Consider the following 19,703-nt stretch of genomic DNA (forward strand, 5'->3'; position numbering starts at 1 on the left):
GACGTTCCCGTTGCCGGAGCCGGTGTGGCGGCTGCACAGTGATTCCGCCTGCGGTCGGGCACGAGCGGACGCGCCGTCACCAGCGAGAACGGTTCCATAGATCTCCACCGCCGGCCCGACTCCTTTTCCTGTGGGGCCCGGGCCGCTCTCACGAGACCTCGGCCAGCGTTCGGTGATGAGCACGTCCGCCGGCGGCCTCCCCGTCGGCGCTCGTTCGTGGATGGGACGCGTTCGTCGCCGACCGCTCGCTGCGGCGCCCGGCGTCAGCCGCCTGCGCGAAAGCAGCCCTCGAAGTGGTCGTCGACCATGCCGGTCGCCTGCATGAGGGCGTACATCGTGGTCGGGCCGACGAACCTGTAGCCGCGGCGGCGGAGCTCCTTGCTGAGAGCGGTCGACTCCGGTGTCACGGCCGGGATGTCGCCCCAGGCGCGCGGCCGCTCGCGTTCGCCCGAGGGGGCGAAGCTCCACATGAGCTCTTCGAGGGGAACATCGAGAGCGAGCGTCGCCCGCGCGTTCGAGATGGTGGCCTCGATCTTGCCGCGGTGCCGGATGATCCGCTCGTCGCCCAGCAGGCGCTGCACATCGTCCTCCGTCATCGCCGCGACCGCGACCGGGTCGAAGCCGTGGAAGTCTTCGCGGAAGGCGGGCCGGCGTCTCAGGATGGTGATCCAGGAGAGCCCCGCCTGGAACCCTTCGAGGCAGAGCTTCTCGTACAGCGCGCGCGGATCGTGCTGCGGCGTGCCCCACTCCTCGTCGTGGTAGCGGCGATACTCGGCATCGTTCGCCGACCAGGAACAGCGGGCCACTCCGTCGTCGCCGACGATGAGGGCGGATCGCGCCGCCGGCTCGACGGCCGAGGCTGAAGGGGACGTGGCCCCGGGAGTCGCGGGTTGGGCCGCCGCGGCGGTGGCTGATGGGAGCTCGGGGAGCTGATCGGTCGTGCTCATGCGGCCAGCGTGATCCCCTCGTGCTCCAGCAGCCAGAGCTTGGTGGGGATGCCCTCGCCGCCGCTGTAGCCGGTGATCTTGCCTGTCGACGACAGCACCCGGTGGCACCCGATGATGATGGGGATGGGGTTGGCGCCGACCGCGCCCCCGATGGCACGACCGTAACCGGGCCGCCCGATCGCGAGACCCAGGTCTCCATAGGTCGTGAGGGTGCCGTACTCCAGCCCGGACAGCCGTTGCCACACCGCCGTGCGGAAGGGCGTTCCGGCCAGGTGGACGGGGACCTCGAAAGAGCGCCGGGTGCCGGCGAAGTACTCCTCGAGCTGGGCGGCCGCATCGTCGAGCACGGCCGAGCTGCGTTCGGGGTGATCGTCGAGCGGGAGCACGTCGTCGCGTGCGATCGAGAGCGACGTGACCGCGGCGTCGTCGGCGGTCAGCTCGATGCGCCCGACAGGGCTCGGAATGCGGAGGAGGTACGAGAAGGAACTGCTCATGCGTCGACTCTAGGGTGGGCGTCCGACAGTCTCTCGCGGAAATCGGACATGGGGGATAAGTCGTTCACGCGGTGCCCTGGGGAGGAGTTCTTCGATTCGTTCGCGGGCACCGCGCTGCCTAGACTCGACGGCATGGCGAACATCGAATACCGCAACCTCGGACCCTCTGGTCTGATCGTCTCCACGATCGGCCTCGGCTGCAACAACTTCGGGCGTGCGGGCACCGCCACCGAGACTCAGGAGGGCACCGACGCCGTCATCGGCGCGGCGATCGACGCCGGCGTGACGTTCTTCGACACCGCCGACATCTACGGCAAGGAGCGCGGTCTCTCCGAGAGCCTGATGGGCGCGTCGCTCGCGGGCCGGCGCGACAAGATCGTGCTCGCCACCAAGTTCGGAATGGACATGTCGGGCGCCAACGGCCCCGACTGGGGCGTGCGTGGCTCGCGGCGGTACATCCGCCTCGCCGTGGAGGCCTCCCTGCGGCGTCTGCGGACGGACTGGATCGACCTGTACCAGCTGCACCGTCCCGACCCCGCCACGCCCATCGAAGAGACGCTCGCCGCTCTCGACGACCTCATCGCCGAGGGGAAGATCCGGTACATCGGTCACTCCAACCTCGCCGGCTGGCAGATCGCGGAGGCGGAGTTCACCGCGAGGCTCGCCGGGCATCCGCGATTCATCTCCGCACAGAACGAGTACAGCCTCCTGGAACGCGACGCGGAGCGCGAGGTGCTGCCGGCGGTCAACGCGTACGGGCTCGGATTCCTGCCGTTCTTCCCGCTCTACAACGGCCTGTTCACGGGCAAGTTCAGCCGTTCGGGCGGCCCGGCCGACAGCCGGATCATGATGCAGCGCAAGCACCTGCTCGACGGAGCGCCGTGGGATGCCATCGAGCGGTATCAGGCGTTCTGCGACGAGCGCGGGGTCACCATGCTCGCGGCGACCTTCGCCTGGCTCCTCGCTCAGCCGGCCCTCACCAGCGTCATCGCGGGTGCGACCCGCCCCGAGCAGATCGTGGCGAACGCCGAAGCGGCCACCTCCTGGTCGCCAACGGCCGACGAGCTGGAGACGATCTCGGGCTTCTTCCCGCGCCGGCCCTGAGCTCGAGTGGGCGTTCGCTCTGGGCGAACGGTCCCGTCCTTGTGAGTGAGCACTCACTCCGCCTACGATTCCCTTCGTGGACACGGGTGTGGAGATGGACGCGGAGACCGTGGCGGCGGCCCGAGCAGGCGCCGGGTCGGAGGCTGATCCGCCGGGGCGCACGCGTGCGCAACCGCTCGCGCCGGAAGACCGCAAGGCCATGATCATCGACGCCGTCATCCCGCTGCTCGTCGAGCACGGCCGTGGCGTGACCTCCCGGCAGATCGCCGACGCGGCCGGGATCGCCGAAGGCACGATCTGGCGGGCGTTCGGCGACAAGGAGACCCTCGTGCGGGCGGCCGTCGAGAAGTATCTCGACCCGGAGCCGCTCCGCGATGCGCTGCGCGCCATCGACCCTGCGCTCCCGATCGAGAACAAGGTCCGTGCGATCGTCTACCTGCTGCGCGAGCGTTTCAGGAGCGTCATGAGCATCATGGCGGTCGTGGGGCACGAGCGGCCGCCGGTGCCGCAGGAGCGCACCGAGTTCGCGGCGATCATCGCGACGATCCTCGCGCCGGAGGCCGACGACCTCAATTGGCCACCGGAGCGCGTCGCCCACATTCTCCGCCTCATCAGCTTCTCGTCCGCCTTCCCCGCATTGAACGACGGAATCGAGTTCAGCGTCGACGACCTGGCCCGGATCGCCCTCGTGGGCGTCGCCGGCCGACCGTTCGCGATCTACACACCCACGACCGCCGCGTCCGCGGCACAGCAGGGAGAGCCACGATGCTCCTGAAACTCCTCGGCCGGTTCCTCCGGCCGCACTGGCCGCTCCTCGTCGGGGTGGTGGTCTTCCAGCTGGCGCAGTCGCTGCTGTCGCTGTGGCTGCCGACCCTGAACGCCGACATCGTCGACAACGGCATCGCCAAGGGCGACACCGGCTACATCCTCTCGACCGGCGCGGAGATGCTCGGGGTCACGATCGTCCAGATCGTGTGCTCGATCACCGCCGTCTACTTCGGGGCGAAGGTCGCGATGCTCGTCGGCCGAGACCTCCGCGGCGCGATCTTCCACCGGGTGGGCGAGTTCTCCGAGCGGGAGGTCACGCACTTCGGCGCCCCGTCGCTGATCACGCGCAACACCAACGACGTCCAGCAGGTGCAGATGCTCGTGCTGATGACCTGCACGCTGCTCGTCTCCGCACCGATCCTGGCGATCGGCGGGATCGTCCTGGCGATGCGCCAGGACATCCAGCTGTCGTGGCTGATCGCCGTGAGCGTCCCCGTCCTGCTGATCGCGGTGAGCCTGATCATCGTCCGGATGGTCCCGCTGTTCCGCATGATGCAGGAACGGATCGACCGGGTGAACCGGGTGCTGCGCGAGCAGCTCACCGGCATCCGGGTGGTCAGGGCGTTCGTGCGCGAGGAGGTCGAGACCGAGCGTTTCACGGTCGCGAACGACCAGGTGACCGACACCGCGATCCGGGCCGGTCGACTGTTCGCGCTGATGTTCCCGATCGTGATGCTGGTGCTCAACGTCTCCAGCGTCGCGGTGATCTGGTTCGGCGCGTACCGGGTCGCGGACGGGTCCATGCAGATCGGCACGCTGACGGCCTTCCTGCAGTACCTCATGCAGATCCTCATGGGTGTGATGATGTCCACGATGATGGCCGTCCTCGTCCCGCGCGCGGCCGTCTGCGCCGACCGCATCGCCCAGGTGCTCGACACCGAGCCGTCGGTCGTCGTTCCGGTGAACCCGGTGACGGAGGTCACGGCGACGGGCACCGTCGAGTTCGTCGGCGTCGGCTTCTCGTACCCCGGGGCGGAGCAGCCCGTGCTCAGCGACGTGACGTTCTTCGCGGAGGCGGGCAAGACGACCGCGATCATCGGCAGCACCGGCGCGGGCAAGACCACGCTGATCAACCTCATCCCGCGCCTGTTCGACGCCACGAGCGGGATCGTCCTGGTCGACGGAGTGGATGTGGCCGAGCTGGATCCCGAGCTCCTCTGGTCGCGGATCGGTCTGGTTCCGCAGAAGCCGTACCTCTTCTCCGGAACGGTCGCGAGCAATCTCCGCTACGGCAACCCGAACGCGACGGACGACGAGCTCTGGCGCGCGCTCGAGATCGCGCAGGCGAAGGGCTTCGTCGACGAGATGCCCGAGAAGCTGGACGGCCCGATCGCCCAGGGCGGCACGAACGTGTCGGGTGGTCAGCGACAGAGGCTCGCGATCGCCCGCGCGCTGGTGAGCAAGCCCGAGATCTTCATCTTCGACGACTCGTTCTCGGCCCTCGACACCGCGACGGACGCGCGACTCAGGCAGGCGCTGGCCCGCAATGAGACCGATGCGACCATGATCGTCGTCGCGCAGCGCGTGTCCACCATCGTGGACGCCGACCAGATCATCGTGCTCGACGATGGGAGGGTGGTCGGCCACGGAACCCACGCCGAGCTCGTCGAGAGCAACCCGACCTACGCCGAGATCGTCTCGTCGCAGCTGACCGCGGAGGAGGCGGCATGAGCCGCGACGACAACGCCGCTCGCGGCGCGACCACACAGGCCCCTGTCCGCACCCCGGTCCGACGCGGTCCGGGTGGCGGCGGCCCGTTCGGCGGAATGACGATGCCGGGCGACAAGTCCCTGAACTTCGGGCCTTCCGCGAAGCGGCTCGCCGGCCGGCTGCGCCCGGAGCGGGTCGGCATCGTGATCGTCACGCTCCTCGCCGTGGTGAGCGTCACGTTCGCCGTGCTCGGCCCCAAGCTGCTCGGCAACGCCATCAACCTCGTCTTCTCGGGTGCGATCTCTGCGCATCTCAAGGCGGGGCAGACGCAGGCGGAGGCGATCGCGACCCTGCGAGCGAGCGGCCAGGGCCAGCGCGCCGACCTGATCTCGGGGACGACGCTCGTCCCGGGCGCGGGCATCGACTTCGTCGCGGTCGGGCACGTCCTCATGTGGGTGCTGGCGCTCTACATCGCGTCGTCGGTGTTCAGCTACCTGCAGGGCTACATCCTCAACGGGATCACCCAGCGAACGGTGTACCGGCTGCGTCAGGACGTGGAGGCCAAGATCCACCGCCTGCCGCTGACCTACTTCGACACGATGCAGCGCGGCGAGCTGCTGAGCCGCGTCACGAACGACATCGACAACATCTCGCAGACCCTCCAGCAGACGCTGAGCCAGCTGCTCACCTCGCTGCTTACGGTGATCGGCGTGACGGTGATGATGTTCGTGGTCTCGCCGTTGCTGGCGGTGATCGCCCTGATCACCATCCCGCTCACCCTGCTCGTCACGACCCTGATCGCGAAGCGCTCCCAGAAGCTGTTCGTGGCCCAGTGGCGCGGCACGGGCGAGCTCAACGGGCAGATCGAGGAGGCCTTCACCGGCCACTCGCTGGTCAAGGTGTTCGGCCGCCACCGCGAGGTGGAGGAGCGGTTCCGTCAGAAGAACCAGGAGATGTACCAGGCGAGCTTCGGGGCGCAGTTCATCTCCGGGCTGATCATGCCGTCGATGATGTTCGTCGGCAATCTCATGTACGTCGCCATCGCCGTGGTCGGCGGATTGCAGGTCGCCAACGGCGCGATGCAGCTCGGCGACGTGACGGCGTTCATCCAGTATTCGCGCCAGTTCACCCAGCCGCTGACGCAGCTGGGCTCCATGGCGAACCTGCTGCAGTCCGGCGTCGCCAGCGCCGAGCGCGTGTTCGAGCTGCTCGACGCCGACGAGCAGAGCGCCGACCCAGCAGAGCCGGAGAGTCCGGAGGGCACGCGGGGGAGGCTCGCCTTCGAGGACGTCTCGTTCCGGTACGTGCCGGACAAGCCGCTCATCGAGGACCTCTCGCTGGTGGCTGAACCGGGCCAGACGGTCGCGATCGTCGGCCCGACCGGCGCGGGCAAGACGACCCTGGTCAACCTGATGATGCGCTTCTACGACCTCGACTCCGGCCGGATCACCCTCGACGGCGTCGACATCGCGTCGATGACGCGGCACGACCTGCGAGAGCGGATGGGAATGGTGCTCCAGGACACCTGGCTGTTCAAGGGCACCATCCGGGAGAACATCGCGTACGGCCGGCCCGACGCCACCGAGGAGGAGATCCTCGACGCGGCCCGCGCCACCTACGTCGACCGGTTCGTGCACTCGCTGCCGGACGGCTACGACACCGTGCTGGACGACGAGGGCTCCAATGTGTCGGCGGGGGAGAAGCAGCTGCTGACGATCGCGCGGGCGTTCCTCGCGCGGCCCAGCGTGCTCATCCTCGACGAGGCGACGTCGTCGGTCGACACCCGCACCGAGCTGCTGGTGCAGAAGGCCATGAGCGCGCTGCGCGCCGATCGCACGTCCTTCGTGATCGCGCACCGGCTGTCCACCATCCGTGACGCGGATCTGATCCTCGTGATGGAGGCCGGGAGGATCGTCGAGCAGGGCACCCACGCCGAGCTGCTGGCGCGCGGCGGGGCGTACTACACGCTCTACAACGCGCAGTTCGCGGCGCCGGCGGAGGAGGAGGCGTAGCTCACCGGCTAGAGTCGCGCCCGCACCGCCCGCACGCACCAGAAGAGGCCGTAGGCGATCAGCCCGGCGGCGATCGCGATGAGAAGGAACACGCCGAACGGGACGCTCACCAGGGCCTTGAGGCTTCCGTCGAGCCCGCCGGCCTTCGACGGGTCGACGGTGATGGCGGCGGCCACCACCAGGCCGCCGACGAGCAGGAGGGCGATCCCCTTGGCGATGTAGCCGACCCTGCCGAGCACGGTTATCGTCCCCGCCCACCGATCCGGAGGCAGCTTGAGGTCGCGCTCGAAGCGGTGCGTCACGCCGTTGCGGATGAATCCGGCGCCCACGACGACGACGACCAGCCCGACCAGGCCGAGCACGAAGACTCCGCCGGGCAGTGCGAGAAGGCGCGCGCTCAGAGTCTTCTCCGTCGACGTCGTGTTGTGGTGACCTCCGGTCGCGATCGAGACCGTCACGACCGCCAGGGCCGCGTACACCACCGCCTTGACCACCTCGAGGGCCTTCGTGCCGGCGCCGTGCGCCGTCACCGCGACCAGGAGCTGCCAGACCGCGAGCACGATCAAGCCGGCGACCACCAGCCAGAGCACGAAGACGCCACCGGGTGCGGAGGCCACGGCCTGCAGCGCACCCGACTGGTCGGCCTGACCGCCCGCTCCCGCCGCGACCGCCAGCGCGATGATGCCGATGAGGAGGTGGAGGAGGCCGATGGAGGCCAGTCCGACGCGGGTCAGGATCCGCACGGTCGTGCTGCGTTCGAGGCGAGACGCCGTTCGGGAGGGTGCGCTCATGCCCTGCAGGGTACGCGGGGTCCCGGCCCTCGGGAATCTCGGGTACCGTAGAGAGCTGAGTCCGTCGCGCCATCGCGCGGCGGCGAAGATCTGAATAGAGGAGGCCGGCATGGACATCGACCTCAGCGTCTTGCGTCTCATGGAGCGCGAGAAGGAGATCCCGTTCGACGAGCTTGTGCAGATCATCGAGCAGGCCATCCTGACCGCGTATCTCAAGCACACCAACCAGGCCGACCACCGTCACGGGCACAGCGACCAGCCGCCCGCCGCGCGCGTGCACCTGGACCGCAAGACCGGGCATGTCACCGTTTACGTTCCCGAGCACGACGACGAGGGCAACGTCATCGGCGAGGCCGAGGACAGCCCGAGCGACTTCGGGCGCATCGCTGCGTTCGCGGCCAAGCAGGTGATCAACCAGCGGCTGCGCGATATCGCCGACGACGCGGTGCTCGGCGAGTTCCGCGGTCGCGAGGGCGACATCGTCGCCGGCATCATCCAGCAGGGCCCCAACCCCCGCATGGTGCACATCGATCTGGGCAGCGTGGAGGCCATCCTGCCGCCCGAGGAGCAGGTGCCCGGCGAGGAGTACACGCACGGTTCCCGGATCCGCGTCTACGTCACCAGCGTCGCCAAGGGTGCGAAGGGGCCGTCGATCACGGTCTCGCGCACGCACCCGGCGCTCGTCCGCAAGCTGTTCGCCCTGGAGGTCCCGGAGATCGCCAGCGGCATCGTCGAGATCGTCTCGCTCGCCCGCGAGGCAGGACACCGCACCAAGATCGCCGTTCGTGCGACGGAACCGGGCGTGAACGCCAAGGGCGCCTGCATCGGCGAGCTCGGTCAGCGTGTGCGCGCCGTGACCGCCGAGCTCAACAACGAGAAGATCGACATCGTCGACTACTCGCCCGATCTCGCGACCTTCGTCTCGAGCGCGCTCTCGCCGGCCAAGGTGACAAGCGCGTTCGTCATCGACGAGTCGCTCAAGGCGGTGCGTGCCCTCGTGCCCGACTACCAGCTGTCGCTGGCCATCGGCAAGGAGGGGCAGAACGCGCGCCTCGCGGCGAAGCTGACGGGCGCGAAGATCGACATCCAGCCCGATTCGATTCTGGACGACAAGTAAGGAGAGGGCTGGATGTCGATCTTCGCGCCGTGCCGACGGGGCGAAGCCGTGGCGACACGGTTGCCGAAGGCACATGAAAACGACATCCAGCCCGATTCGATTCTGGACGACAAGTAATTCTTCAGGGAATGTTCGCTCAGGATGGGGCGTTGGACTATACGCGGCGCTCCGTCCTGATTTCGGCGCAGAGATGCGTGAGGGGTAAGATGGAAGCCGTCAGAACGTGCGTCGGATGCCGTTCTCGCGCTCCCCGGCCCTCACTTCTGAGGGTCGTTCTCCGGAATTCGGAAATCGTGGCGGACCCGTCCGCCACTCTTCCCGGACGGGGCGCGTGGCTGCATCCGGTCGACGAGTGTCTCGATCTCGCACTCAAGCGCAGGGCCTTCGGGCGGGCGCTGAGAGCGGAGAAGAGCCTCGACGCGACGGCCCCGTGGGCTGAATCCCTCAGGGCCTACTTACGAGAACAGGCAGAAGAAGCTGTGACTTCACATGAGTGACACCAAATGAGCGGCTCGAAATGAGTTCCGTCCGTTACTAACGCCTGCCCTGTCCGGGGTAGGCCCCAGACAGGAGAATTGTGGCTGCAAAACCACGCGTACACGAGGTCGCGAGCGAGCTCGGCGTCGACAGCAAAGTCGCGCTCGCGAAACTCAAAGAGATGGGCGAGTTCGTCAAGGGACCGTCCTCCAGCATCGAGCCGCCGGTAGCGCGCAAGCTGCGTGCCGCCCTGGAGGCTGAAGGCTTCACCGCCGACAAGGCCGCCGCCGCCCCCAAGGCGGAGGCTCCTCGTCCGGCAGCTCCGCGCCCCCCGGCGTCGAGCGAGTCCGGCGCACCGAAGCCGCAGGCGCCGATGTCGGTCGCCGAGCGTCAGGCCGCGGCAGAGAAGGCCGCCGCCGACAAGGCAGCCGCCGAGAAGGCCGCTGCCGAGAAGGCGGCTCCCGCCGCCACGGCGGCAGCAGAAGCGGCCCCGAGCGAGAAGGCCGCCCCGTCGGCTCCTCGGCCCGGTGGTGCGGCGCCCGGCGCCGGAAGCATCCCGCGCCCTGGCGCTCCGCGTCCCGGCAACAACCCGTTCTCGTCGAGCCAGGGAATGGGCCAGCGGCCCAGCACCCCTCGGCCCGGGAACAACCCGTACTCCAGCTCGCAGGGCATGGGCCAGCGCCCGAGCCCCGGCAACATCCCGCGTCCGGCTCCGCCGCGTCCCGGCTCGCCCCGTATCGGCGCGCCCGGTCAGGGCGGCGGCAACCGGCCCGGCCAGCGCCAGGGTGGCGGCGGAGGCCGTCCCGGCTTCCAGCAGCGTCCCGGCGGCGCCGGTGGCGCGGCGGGCGGCGGCTTCCAGCGTCCGGGTGGCGGCACGGGTGGCGGCTTCGGCGCCCCGCGTCCGGCCGGAGGCGGGGGCCGCGGTCGTGGCCCCGGCGGTGGTACCGCCGGTGCGTTCGGCCGTGGCGGCGGCAAGTCCAAGGCCCGCAAGTCGAAGCGCGCGAAGCGTCAGGAATTCGAGATGCGGGAGGCCCCGTCGCTGGGCGGCGTGAGCGTTCCCCGCGGCGACGGCGGCACGGTCATCCGACTGCGCCGTGGTTCCTCCATCTCCGACTTCGCCGACAAGATCGACGCGAACCCGGCGTCGCTGGTCACCGTGCTCTTCCACCTGGGCGAGATGGCGACGGCGACCGAGTCGCTCGACGAGGCGACCTTCCAGATCCTCGGTGAGGAGCTGGGCTACAAGATCCAGGTCGTCTCGCCGGAGGACGAGGACCGCGAGCTGCTCGAGGGCTTCGACATCGACCTCGACGCCGAGCTGGAGGGCGAGTCCGACGAGGACCTCGAGATCCGGCCCCCGGTCGTCACCGTCATGGGTCACGTCGACCACGGTAAGACGCGCCTCCTCGACGCCATCCGCAACGCGAACGTCGTCGCGGGCGAGGCCGGCGGCATCACCCAGCACATCGGTGCGTACCAGGTGTGGACGGAGCACGACGGCATCGAGCGTGCCATCACCTTCATCGACACCCCGGGCCACGAGGCGTTCACCGCCATGCGTGCCCGTGGTGCGCAGGTCACCGACATCGCGATCCTCGTGGTCGCGGCCGACGACGGCATCATGCCGCAGACGATCGAGGCGTTGAACCACGCCCAGGCGGCCAATGTGCCGATCGTGGTCGCGGTCAACAAGATCGACAAGCCGGAGGCCAACCCGGCCAAGGTGCGTCAGCAGCTCACCGAGTTCGGTCTGGTGGCGGAGGAGTACGGCGGCGACGTCATGTTCGTCGACGTCTCCGCGCGCAACAACATCGGCATCGACGACCTGCTCGACGCGGTGCTGCTCACCGCCGACGCCGGTCTCGACCTGCGCGCCAACCCGAACAAGGACGCGCGCGGTGTCGCCATCGAGGCGAAGCTCGACAAGGGCCGCGGCGCCGTGGCGACCGTGCTCATCCAGTCCGGAACGCTGCGCGTCGGCGACGCGATCGTCGCGGGAACGGCCTACGGCCGCGTCCGTGCGATGGCCGACGAGAACGGCGACCCCGTGCTCGAGGCCGCTCCGTCCCGTCCGGTCCAGGTGCAGGGTCTCTCCAGCGTCCCGCGCGCCGGTGACACCTTCATCGTCACCGAGGAGGACCGCACCGCTCGTCAGATCGCCGAGAAGCGCGAGGCCGCCGAGCGCAACGCCCAGCTGGCGAAGGCCCGCAAGCGCATCTCGCTCGAGGACTTCACCCGCGCTCTGGAAGAGGGCAAGGTCGAGGCGCTCAACCTCATCATCAAGGGCGACGTGTCCGGTGCCGTGGAGGCGCTGGAGGAGTCGCTCATGAAGATCGAGGTCGACGACTCGGTCAGCCTCCGCATCCTGCACCGCGGCGTCGGCGCGATCACCGAGTCGGACATCGACCTGGCGACCATCGACAACGCGATCGTGATCGGCTTCAACGTCCGCCCGGACGTGAAGGCTCGCGAGCGCGCGGCCCGCGAAGGTGTGGACGTCCGCTTCTACTCGGTCATCTACAACGCCATCGAGGACATCGAGAACTCGCTCAAGGGCATGCTCAAGCCCGAGTTCGAAGAGGTCCAGTCGGGTGTGGCCGAGATCCGCGAGGTGTTCCGCTCCTCCAAGTTCGGCAACATCGCCGGTGTCATCGTCCGGTCCGGAACGATCACGCGCAACGCCAAGGCGCGCGTCATCCGCGACGGCGTGGTGGTGGGGGACAACCTCGCCATCGAGTCGCTGCGCCGCTTCAAGGACGACGTCACCGAGGTGCGCACGGACTTCGAAGCCGGTATCGGCCTCGGCAAGTACAACGACATCCAGGTCGGCGACGAGATCGAGACCACCGAGCTGCGGGAGAAGCCCCGCGTCTGATGTCGGAGGCACGCAAGGCCCGGCGGGTGACCGCCGGGCCTTCGGCTTCCGCACCGGAACCATCGAAGGAGGACCACATGGCCGATCCGGCACGGGCGAGGAAGCTCGCCGACAGAATCAAGGTCATCATCGCGAAGCGGCTCGATCGCGGTCTGCGCGACCCGCGCCTGGGCTTCGTGACGATCACCGACGTCCAGGTGACGGGCGACCTCCAGCACGCCACGGTCTTCTACACGGTGTACGGCACCGATCAGGAGCGCGCCGACACCGCCGCCGCCCTGCAGGCGGCGACCGGCATGCTGCGCACTGAGGTCGGCAAGAACATCACCGCCCGGCTGACGCCGACGCTGGAGTTCCAGCTGGACGCCATTCCCGAGAACGCGGCGCACATCGAAGACCTCCTGCGCCAGGCGCGCGAGCACGACACCGAGGTGGCCGGTCTGGCCTCCGGTGCGAGCTACGCCGGCGACGAGGACCCCTACGTGAAGCCGAGGGATATCGACGACGAGGAGTGAGCGTCGACGAGGAGTGAGCGTCGACGAGGAGATGGCCCGGTGGTGATCCACCGGGTCATTTTTCTTGTCCGGGGTTCGGATGCAGCCGATTTAACTCAGATGTGACCACTAAAATTTAGGGTTAGTACATCTGTATCGTTGGCATCCTGAAGGACTACTCGTGGCCACCCGCTTCCGTCTCGACATCGAAGGGCTCCGTGCCGTCGCCGTACTTCTCGTCGTGGCGAACCACGCGTGGTACTGGCCGACCGGAGGCTACATCGGTGTCGACATCTTCTTCGTGATCTCCGGGTACCTGATCACCCGGGCACTGCTGCACGAGAAGGAGAAGACCGGGCGGATCGCGCTCGGGCGCTTCTATACGCGACGATTCGCCCGCCTCGCTCCCGCGGCGATCGTGACCATCGCGGTCACCGCCGGGGTGTCCGGCCTTCTGTTCTTCGGTCTGACCAATGCGGCCTGGAACCGACAGGCAGCCGCTTCGCTGGTCTGGGTGCAGAACTGGTTCCTCGTCAGCATCGGCAACAACTATCTCGAATCGACCGGATCCGCCTCGCCCTACCAGCACTTCTGGTCGCTTTCGGTCGAGGAACAGTTCTACGCGTTCTGGCCGTGGCTCCTCCTACTCGGATGGTCTGGCGTCGCTGCGCTGTCGAAAGGGCGCTCTCCGCACCTGCGGGCCACGGTTCTCTGGATCGGAATCGCCGGCTTTGCGATCTTCCTGGCCTATTCCGTCTGGTTCACGGCGTACCGCCCCGCGTCTGCGTACTATGCGACGCCGACACGGGTCTGGGAATTCGCCGTCGGTGTGATCGTCGCGACCGGGGTGCTGAGTGTGTCTCGTCGACGGTCGGCTGTTGCGCTGCGAACTGCCGGACTCCTCGCGATCGTCGTGGCCGCCGTCGCCTTCGATTCGGCGACCCCGTTTCCCGGGGCGACTGCGCTTCTTCCGGTGCTCGGCACCGCGGCTGTCATCGTGGCCGCGGAGCGGGCGGCGAGCGAGCGTGATTTCGGGCGCGTTCTGACCGTGTGGCCGGTTCGTTACATCGGCCGGATCTCGTATTCCCTGTACCTGTGGCACGCGCCCATCATCTTCTTCGCGGCAGCGCTCATTCCGGGCGAGCCCTTCTTCCGCGGCCTGGTGTGCGTGTTCGTCTCCCTGATCGTTGCTGCCGCTTCGTACCGGTTCATCGAAGACCCCGCGCGACACGCGCGTGTGTGGAACCACGTCCAGGATTGGCTGTCCCGGCGCCGCACCTGGACACGTGTCGGCGGCATAGCGGTGACCGCCGGGCTGGTCGCCGTTCTCTCGGCTGGGCAGCTCAACGGGATGTCGCTCCTGCCGAGAGTTCAGCCCGCGTCCGTTGCGTCGACCACCTGGTCCTCTTCGGGCGCGCTGGCCGCTGCGCTCTCGAAAGCGGCCGCTGCCACCTCGTGGCAGCCGTTCGAGCACATGCTGTCCGCGCCGCTGGCGCATGTGAACCACCGTGGCTGCCAGCGCGAGCCCGTAGGCCTGGCGCCCGATTCGAATGCTCTGAACCTGATCTGTCTTCCACCCGAATCCGATACGAAGCGCACAGCGATCGTCGTCGGCGACTCCATCGCGATGGCCTGGGTCCCGGCGATCCAGGGCGCGCTCGGTTCCGGCTGGCAGGTCGGAGCGCTCGGCCTGGCGGGCTGCCCCGCGGCGTCAGCCCTTACGAAAGAGATCCGCGGTCTCAAGACGTTCGTGGACGACTGCGCGAAGGCCAGGAGAGCCGACCTCGCCAAGGCCGCCGCGGCGAAGCCCGACCTGATCGTCTTGTCGAGCGCCGTCGCTTCGATGCGCTTCCTCGTCAGCGGCAACACCGGAGACGCCGCCGGAGCCGAGTGGCGCCAGGCCACGGTTCGGAGCATCGAGAGCGTGCGATCCGCCGGTGTGCCGGTCCTGGTACTCGGCAATCCGCCCGAGGGGAGACGCCCCGTGGACTGCGCGATCCGGATCTTCGGGCCCGAGCGGTGCACGGCGACGATCCCGGCGGACAACGGTATCAAGCGGTCGGCTGAGCAGGGCGCGGTGCGCGACGCGGTCGTGGACGGGATGACGGTCGCCTACGTCGATCCGGTGCCCTGGTTCTGCACCACGGATGGGCTCTGTCCGGTCGGCGCAGGCAACCTGATCATCCGGATCGATACCAGCCATATGACCGCCGAATACTCGGCGTCACTCGCGAACGTCCTGCGTTCGGCCTTCGACGAGACGGGGGTCGTCCCGGACCGGGCTGCCCGGTGACGTCGCCGGGGCGTGACGGGCTTGCCGCTGGTCCGGCTGCGCGAGCATGACAAAAGTTCCTTCTGGCGTCGTTGGCGGAGAGCTTCGTACGCTGAGGGCATGTACGCCGTCTCGTTCTACGATGCCGACCCCGACGCCGGGCCGGAGCACTTCCAGCGGCTGGTGGACACCTACCCGCGACACAAGGCCTACCTCGACGAGTTCGCGAAGGATGGCGACGTGCTGATGATCGGCACGTTCGGCGATCCCGCGTCGCAGGGGTCGATGGCGATCTTCCGGTCGAGGGAGGCCGCTGAGCGGTTCCGCGACGGCGATCCGTTCATGACGGAGGGGCTGGTGTACCGGTCGCGCATCCTCGACTGGGATCCGGCGGTCTTCGCGGAGCGATGAGGGCTCAGGGCAGCGTGTATCCGCCGCCCTCCGGCACCGCGAGTCCGTCCTCCACGAGGCCGCGCAGCGCACGGTCGCGCTGTGCCGCATCCGGCCAGACGTCTTCGAGTTCCTCCGGGGTGACGGGGATGTGCGACGCGCGCAGCTCCGCGAGGATGCGGCCGCGCACCTGGCGGTCGCTGCCCTCGTACTTCTTCTGCACGGCCTTGCGCGGGCCTTCGTACGCCGGATAGCCGGCCGCCCGCCATGCGCACTGTAGCGCCAGCGGGCAGTCGTCGCAGCGGGGCGCCCGGGCCGTGCAGACGATCGCTCCGAGTTCCATCATCCCCGCGTTGAAGGCGGCGGCCGCAGGGAGCTCGCGGGGGAGCAGCGCCGACATCGCCGCGAGGTCGCGCCGGGCGCTCGGGGGTGGCGGCTCGCCCTGACCGTCGACGGCGCGGGCGATGACGCGGCGGATGTTGGTGTCGACGACGGGATGGCGTGCGCCGTAGGCGAAGACGGCCACCGCACGGGCGGTGTAGTCGCCGATGCCCGGGAGGGCCAGCAGGGCCTCCACATCGTCGGGCACGACGCCGCCGTGCCGTTCGGTGATCGCGACGGCGGCCGCGTGCAGCCACAGCGCACGGCGCGGGTAACCGAGCGACTGCCATGCGCGCACCGCCTCCCCGGGCGGCACGGCCGCCAGGTCGGCAGGAGTCGGCCAGCGGGTCAGCCACTCCTCGAGACGCGGGATCACGCGGGACACCGGGGTCTGCTGCAGCATGAACTCGCTGACGAGCGTTCCCCAGGCGGTGAAGCCGTCGCGGCGCCACGGGAGGTCGCGCCGGTTCGCGTGATACCAGTCCACCACCGTGGAGGCGAATGTCTCCGGCATGCTTCGAGGCTACCGGTTCGCAGCCGTCGCCCACGGCTTATGCTCGTCGCATGATGCTGCCTCCGACTCCGCGGGTCCTCGCGCTGCGCGAGATCGTCGGCGACGTGCGTGCGCTGGCGCCGAGAGGGCGCGTGATCGTCGCCGTCGACGGAGGCGGCGGCACCGCGGCGTTCGCCGACGACCTCGCCGAGGTGTTCCGGGAGGCCGGCTCCGACACCCATCGGGCGTCGGTCGGCGACTTCCATCGCCCGCGCGCCGACCGCACGCTGCTCGGCCCGGAGACTCCCACCGGCTTCTACCGCGACTCCTTCGACTACGGGACGCTGCGGCGGGTGCTGATCGACCCGTTCCGGATGGCGGGCAGCACCGGGTTCCAGACCGCCGCCTTCGACGAGGCGCGGGATGTCCCCGTCGAGAGCAGGTGGGAGACCGCCGGACCGGACGCGGTGCTCGTGATCGATGGCGAGTTCTTGCTGCGCCCGGAACTGCGGCGGGAGTGGAACGCGTCCGTGCTGCTGGTCAATGCCCCGGAGCGCGCCATCTACGAGGAGGAGGCACGGCCGCGGGAGGTCGCGACCATTCTCGTCGACGACTCCGATCCGGTCGCCCCGGTGCGGGTGGCGCGACCCGAGTCGGCGTGATGCGCCGGCCGGACCAGCAGCCTCCGGTCAGAGCAACGGCTGCATGCGCCGGGCGACGTCCGCCGGCGTGATGAACGCGCCGGTGGCCTCCACGTCGTGCACGAGGCCGGTGAGGGCGGCGTTCACGGGAGCGTCGCCGCCGTTCGCCCTGGCTTCCGCGACGACCGCTCCGTTCAGGTAGTCGATCTCGCTCGGCTGCCCGCGGCGGATGCTCTGCAGGGTCGATCCGGGGTTCGGTGTCGCGCCCATCCGCCTCCGCATCAGCAGCGGGACGACCTGTGCGATCCAGCGGGGCGAGGAGGCGACGAATCGCAGGATGCGATCGTCGAGACCCTGGATGCTGCCGTAGCGGACACCACGGGCGATTCCGACGCGCACGGCCTCCTGGAGGCTCGCGGTGACGATGGGCCGCAGGGTTCGGCTGCCGAGCGTCTCCTGCGCGCTCAGGCCGGTGATGGCGGGCATCGCGTTCACCTGGTTGACCATGAGCTTCGTCCACTGGCAGCCGGTGAAGTTGTCGACGGCGAAGCTCGGCATCGCGGCGTCGAGGATGCGCGCCGCGTCGACGGCCGACTGAGGGGGCTCGCCGTCGCCGGCGCCGAGGTAGGTGTTGTTGACGGTGGTCACGCTGACCGTGCCGGGGGAGAGGTAGCTGGCGGCGTAGAGCGCGAGCGCTCCGATGCACTCGGAGCCGGGGAGCAGCTCGGTCGCCAGCCGCAGGCCGGCGAGGCCGTTCTGCACGATGACGACGGTGATGCCCTCGAGCAGGCCGGCGTTCTCGCGGATGGCCGACTCGGCATCCTGCGCCTTGGTGCAGACGAACGCGAGCTCCGGGCGCGTCTGCAGCCGTTCGGCCGCGGCGACGCGCGCCGTGTGCGCGCCCCAGCCGCCGTCGAGTCGCAGTCCATCGGCGCGGATCGCGGCGAGGTGGTCGCCGCGCGCGGTGACCTCCACGAGATGGCCGACGCGATCGAGCAGCGCCGCGATCGTCCCGCCGATGGCTCCCGCTCCGATCACGCCGATTCGCACGCCCTCCAGCCTAGGCCGCGAGCGAACGTGCGGGGCGCGCCGCGTCGCGCAGTGCGAGGCGGCGCGCCCTGCGCGTTCGGCGCCGGTCAGTCGGCGAGGACGGGTGCCGGCTCGGCGACGGCCTCGGCCGCAGCCGCGGGTGGGAGGGCGTCGGCCGTCTCGTCGTGGGCGACGGCCGCGGCGAGCTCCGCTGCGCGGCGACGGCTCGGCAGGGCGAGCGCGATCACCGCGGCGACCGCCAGGGCGCCCGCTCCGACCCAGACCGCCGGGATGGCCGCGTCGACGTACCCGGTCGGGGTCAGCGTGCCTCCCGCTCCCGTGAACACCGCCGTCAGCACGGCGACGCCGAGGGCGACGCCGATCTCGCGCAGTGTGGAGTTGGTGCCGGACGCCTTGGCGTGGTCGGCGGCGCGCATGTTCGCCAGCACCGCCGTCGAGCTCGGTGCGAAGACCAGGCCCATCCCGACGCCCGCGAGCAGGAACGGCGGCCACATCTGCGAGTACGGCAGATCGGCGGCCAGGGTGCCGGCGATCCACGCCATCGCTCCGGCCAGTAACACGAGCCCGACCACGATCGGGAGGCGCGTGCCGGTGCGCCCGGAGACCAGCCCGGTCAGGGGCGCCACGACCATCGGCGCGAGCGTCCACGGCATCGTCATCACGCCCGCCTCGAGCGGCGTGTGACCCTGCACCACCTGGAGGAACTGGATGAGGATGAAGATCGCGCCGAAGATGCCGAAGCTGAAGGTCGCACCGACCAGGTTCGCGACCGTGAAGCTGCGGTCGCGGAACAGCCGCAGCGGCAGCAACGGGGCAGGGGTGCGCGACTCCCAGACGACGAAGGCGATCAGGAGGACGCCGCCGGCGATCAGCGAGAACAGCACCTCGGCGCTGTCCCAGCCCGCGTCGTTGCCGCGGACGATGCCGTAGACCAGCCCGAGCACGCCCGGCGCGGCGAGCAGGAGGCCGACGATGTCGGCGCGCACCCGGGCGCCGAAGCTGTTGGGGAGGGCGATGAGCACCAGCGGCACGGCGATCACGCCGAGCGGCACGTTGAGCCAGAAGATGGCCTGCCAGTTCCAGCCCTGCACGACGGCGCCGCCGATCAGCGGGCCGAGGGCGACGCCCAGACCGGAGATGCCTCCCCAGATGCCGATCGCGGCCGGTCGCAGCCGTTGGCTGACGCTGCCCGCCAGCAGGGTGAGCGACAGGGGGAGGAGGGCGGCGGCGCCCGCGCCCTGCACGGCGCGGGCGGCGATCAGCATCCACGGCTCGGTCGCCAGGGCGCTGGCCGCGCTCGCCAGCGTGAACACCACGATGCCGCCGAGGAAGACCGAGCGCCGGCCGAGCCGGTCGCCGAGCCCGACGGCCATCAGCATCAGCGTCGCGAAGCTCAGTGTGTATGCGTTGACGACCCACTGCAGCTCTTCGATGGAGGCGCTCAGGTCGCGTGCGATCACGGGGAGGGCGCTGGTGACGACGAGGTTGTCGAGAGTCGCCATGAACATCGGGAGGGAGGCCGCGACGATCGCGAGCCAGACGGGGATGCGGCGCGAGGCACGGAGGGGAGTGCCCGCGGTACCGGGACGGGTAGTGGTCATGGGACGCATCGCTTCCTGAAGAATCGGGTGAATTCATTAGTAATCGAATGATTACAACGAACTTTAGTAATCGACTGATAACCTGT

17 protein-coding genes are annotated in these 19,703 nt (G+C 69.3%); 11 read left to right on the forward strand and 6 right to left on the reverse strand.

Features of this window, described 5'->3' with window-relative positions; translation table 11 throughout:
* Nucleotides 1-263: 263 nt before the first annotated feature.
* Nucleotides 264-947, reverse strand: a complete 684-nt coding sequence (locus KNO15_RS17775) for a DNA-3-methyladenine glycosylase I (RefSeq protein ID WP_241705135.1) — start codon at nt 945-947, stop codon at nt 264-266.
* Nucleotides 944-1,441, reverse strand: a complete 498-nt coding sequence (locus KNO15_RS17780; protein ID WP_241705136.1) for a methylated-DNA--[protein]-cysteine S-methyltransferase — start codon at nt 1,439-1,441, stop codon at nt 944-946. Before KNO15_RS17780 ends, KNO15_RS17775 begins: the two co-directional genes overlap by 4 nt.
* Nucleotides 1,442-1,573: 132 nt before the next feature.
* On the opposite strand from KNO15_RS17780, the gene KNO15_RS17785 reads away from it, so the two are divergent.
* From KNO15_RS17785 to KNO15_RS17800, 4 genes are all read left to right on the forward strand, one after another.
* A complete protein-coding gene (locus KNO15_RS17785) occupies nt 1,574-2,545 on the forward strand; it encodes an aldo/keto reductase (RefSeq protein WP_241705137.1) in 972 nt (323 codons plus the stop codon).
* A gap of 76 nt (nt 2,546-2,621) precedes the next feature.
* Entirely contained in the window at nt 2,622-3,320 is a 699-nt protein-coding gene (locus KNO15_RS17790; RefSeq protein WP_241705138.1) for a TetR/AcrR family transcriptional regulator, read from the forward strand.
* Nucleotides 3,311-5,044: an ABC transporter ATP-binding protein gene (locus tag KNO15_RS17795; protein ID WP_241705139.1), complete on the forward strand. Its 1,734-nt coding sequence runs from the start codon at nt 3,311-3,313 to the stop codon at nt 5,042-5,044. Before KNO15_RS17790 ends, KNO15_RS17795 begins: the two co-directional genes overlap by 10 nt.
* Nucleotides 5,041-7,035: an ABC transporter ATP-binding protein gene (locus KNO15_RS17800; RefSeq protein WP_278046576.1), complete on the forward strand. Its 1,995-nt coding sequence runs from the start codon at nt 5,041-5,043 to the stop codon at nt 7,033-7,035. The genes KNO15_RS17795 and KNO15_RS17800 overlap by 4 nt, the downstream gene beginning before the upstream one ends.
* A gap of 8 nt (nt 7,036-7,043) precedes the next feature.
* Here KNO15_RS17800 and KNO15_RS17805 read toward each other — a convergent pair whose 3' ends face one another.
* Nucleotides 7,044-7,826, reverse strand: coding sequence for a DUF1206 domain-containing protein (locus KNO15_RS17805; protein WP_241705140.1), 783 nt, complete (start codon nt 7,824-7,826; stop codon nt 7,044-7,046).
* Between the two features lie 109 nt (nt 7,827-7,935).
* Between KNO15_RS17805 and nusA the strand changes: the two genes are divergently transcribed.
* The 6 genes from nusA to KNO15_RS17835 all read left to right on the forward strand — a co-directional run bounded on the left by nusA (nt 7,936) and on the right by KNO15_RS17835 (nt 15,472).
* Nucleotides 7,936-8,943: a transcription termination factor NusA gene (nusA, locus tag KNO15_RS17810; RefSeq protein ID WP_241705141.1), complete on the forward strand. Its 1,008-nt coding sequence runs from the start codon at nt 7,936-7,938 to the stop codon at nt 8,941-8,943.
* Between the two features lie 206 nt (nt 8,944-9,149).
* Complete coding sequence (locus tag KNO15_RS17815; RefSeq protein ID WP_241705142.1) at nt 9,150-9,440, forward strand: YlxR family protein; 291 nt, start codon at nt 9,150-9,152, stop codon at nt 9,438-9,440.
* Nucleotides 9,441-9,520: 80 nt separating this feature from the next.
* On the forward strand, nt 9,521-12,295 hold the full coding sequence (infB, locus tag KNO15_RS17820; protein WP_241705143.1) for a translation initiation factor IF-2: 2,775 nt from the start codon (nt 9,521-9,523) through the stop codon (nt 12,293-12,295).
* 77 nt (nt 12,296-12,372) lie between these two features.
* Nucleotides 12,373-12,810 carry a 30S ribosome-binding factor RbfA gene (rbfA, locus tag KNO15_RS17825; protein ID WP_241705144.1) on the forward strand — a complete coding sequence of 146 codons (438 nt, stop codon included), beginning with the start codon at nt 12,373-12,375 and terminating at the stop codon, nt 12,808-12,810.
* A 160-nt stretch (nt 12,811-12,970) separates the two neighbouring features.
* Nucleotides 12,971-15,082 (forward strand): acyltransferase family protein, encoded by a 2,112-nt coding sequence (locus KNO15_RS17830; protein ID WP_241705145.1) that lies wholly within the window; start codon nt 12,971-12,973, stop codon nt 15,080-15,082.
* A 99-nt stretch (nt 15,083-15,181) separates the two neighbouring features.
* Nucleotides 15,182-15,472: a YciI family protein gene (locus tag KNO15_RS17835; RefSeq protein WP_241705146.1), complete on the forward strand. Its 291-nt coding sequence runs from the start codon at nt 15,182-15,184 to the stop codon at nt 15,470-15,472.
* 4 nt (nt 15,473-15,476) lie between these two features.
* Here KNO15_RS17835 and KNO15_RS17840 read toward each other — a convergent pair whose 3' ends face one another.
* The gene (locus KNO15_RS17840; RefSeq protein WP_241705147.1) at nt 15,477-16,346 is read right to left on the reverse strand and encodes an A/G-specific adenine glycosylase; all 870 of its coding nucleotides are present in this window, start codon (nt 16,344-16,346) and stop codon (nt 15,477-15,479) included.
* A gap of 50 nt (nt 16,347-16,396) precedes the next feature.
* Between KNO15_RS17840 and KNO15_RS17845 the strand changes: the two genes are divergently transcribed.
* On the forward strand, nt 16,397-16,987 hold the full coding sequence (locus tag KNO15_RS17845) for a hypothetical protein (protein ID WP_241705148.1): 591 nt from the start codon (nt 16,397-16,399) through the stop codon (nt 16,985-16,987).
* A 27-nt stretch (nt 16,988-17,014) separates the two neighbouring features.
* Here the strand turns inward: KNO15_RS17845 and KNO15_RS17850 are convergent, their stop codons facing one another.
* Both KNO15_RS17850 and KNO15_RS17855 read right to left on the reverse strand, forming a co-directional pair.
* Entirely contained in the window at nt 17,015-18,016 is a 1,002-nt protein-coding gene (locus tag KNO15_RS17850; protein ID WP_241705149.1) for a ketopantoate reductase family protein, read from the reverse strand.
* A gap of 86 nt (nt 18,017-18,102) precedes the next feature.
* Nucleotides 18,103-19,617, reverse strand: a complete 1,515-nt coding sequence (locus KNO15_RS17855) for a DHA2 family efflux MFS transporter permease subunit (protein WP_241705150.1) — start codon at nt 19,615-19,617, stop codon at nt 18,103-18,105.
* Nucleotides 19,618-19,703: the final 86 nt, after the last annotated feature.

Source organism: Leifsonia shinshuensis, from assembly GCF_022606355.1.
In the GTDB taxonomy this organism is placed as follows: domain Bacteria; phylum Actinomycetota; class Actinomycetes; order Actinomycetales; family Microbacteriaceae; genus Leifsonia; species Leifsonia shinshuensis_B.

Coding starts and splice junctions, on each gene's coding strand:
- KNO15_RS17775 (WP_241705135.1), bottom strand. CDS start 947: ATGAGCACGACCGATCAGCTCCCCGAGCTCCCATCAGCCACCGCCGCG.
- KNO15_RS17780 (WP_241705136.1), bottom strand. CDS start 1,441: ATGAGCAGTTCCTTCTCGTACCTCCTCCGCATTCCGAGCCCTGTCGGG.
- KNO15_RS17785 (WP_241705137.1), top strand. CDS start 1,574: ATGGCGAACATCGAATACCGCAACCTCGGACCCTCTGGTCTGATCGTC.
- KNO15_RS17795 (WP_241705139.1), top strand. CDS start 3,311: ATGCTCCTGAAACTCCTCGGCCGGTTCCTCCGGCCGCACTGGCCGCTC.
- KNO15_RS17800 (WP_278046576.1), top strand. CDS start 5,041: ATGAGCCGCGACGACAACGCCGCTCGCGGCGCGACCACACAGGCCCCT.
- KNO15_RS17805 (WP_241705140.1), bottom strand. CDS start 7,826: ATGAGCGCACCCTCCCGAACGGCGTCTCGCCTCGAACGCAGCACGACC.
- nusA (WP_241705141.1), top strand. CDS start 7,936: ATGGACATCGACCTCAGCGTCTTGCGTCTCATGGAGCGCGAGAAGGAG.
- KNO15_RS17815 (WP_241705142.1), top strand. CDS start 9,150: ATGGAAGCCGTCAGAACGTGCGTCGGATGCCGTTCTCGCGCTCCCCGG.
- rbfA (WP_241705144.1), top strand. CDS start 12,373: ATGGCCGATCCGGCACGGGCGAGGAAGCTCGCCGACAGAATCAAGGTC.
- KNO15_RS17835 (WP_241705146.1), top strand. CDS start 15,182: ATGTACGCCGTCTCGTTCTACGATGCCGACCCCGACGCCGGGCCGGAG.
- KNO15_RS17840 (WP_241705147.1), bottom strand. CDS start 16,346: ATGCCGGAGACATTCGCCTCCACGGTGGTGGACTGGTATCACGCGAAC.
- KNO15_RS17845 (WP_241705148.1), top strand. CDS start 16,397: ATGATGCTGCCTCCGACTCCGCGGGTCCTCGCGCTGCGCGAGATCGTC.
- KNO15_RS17855 (WP_241705150.1), bottom strand. CDS start 19,617: ATGACCACTACCCGTCCCGGTACCGCGGGCACTCCCCTCCGTGCCTCG.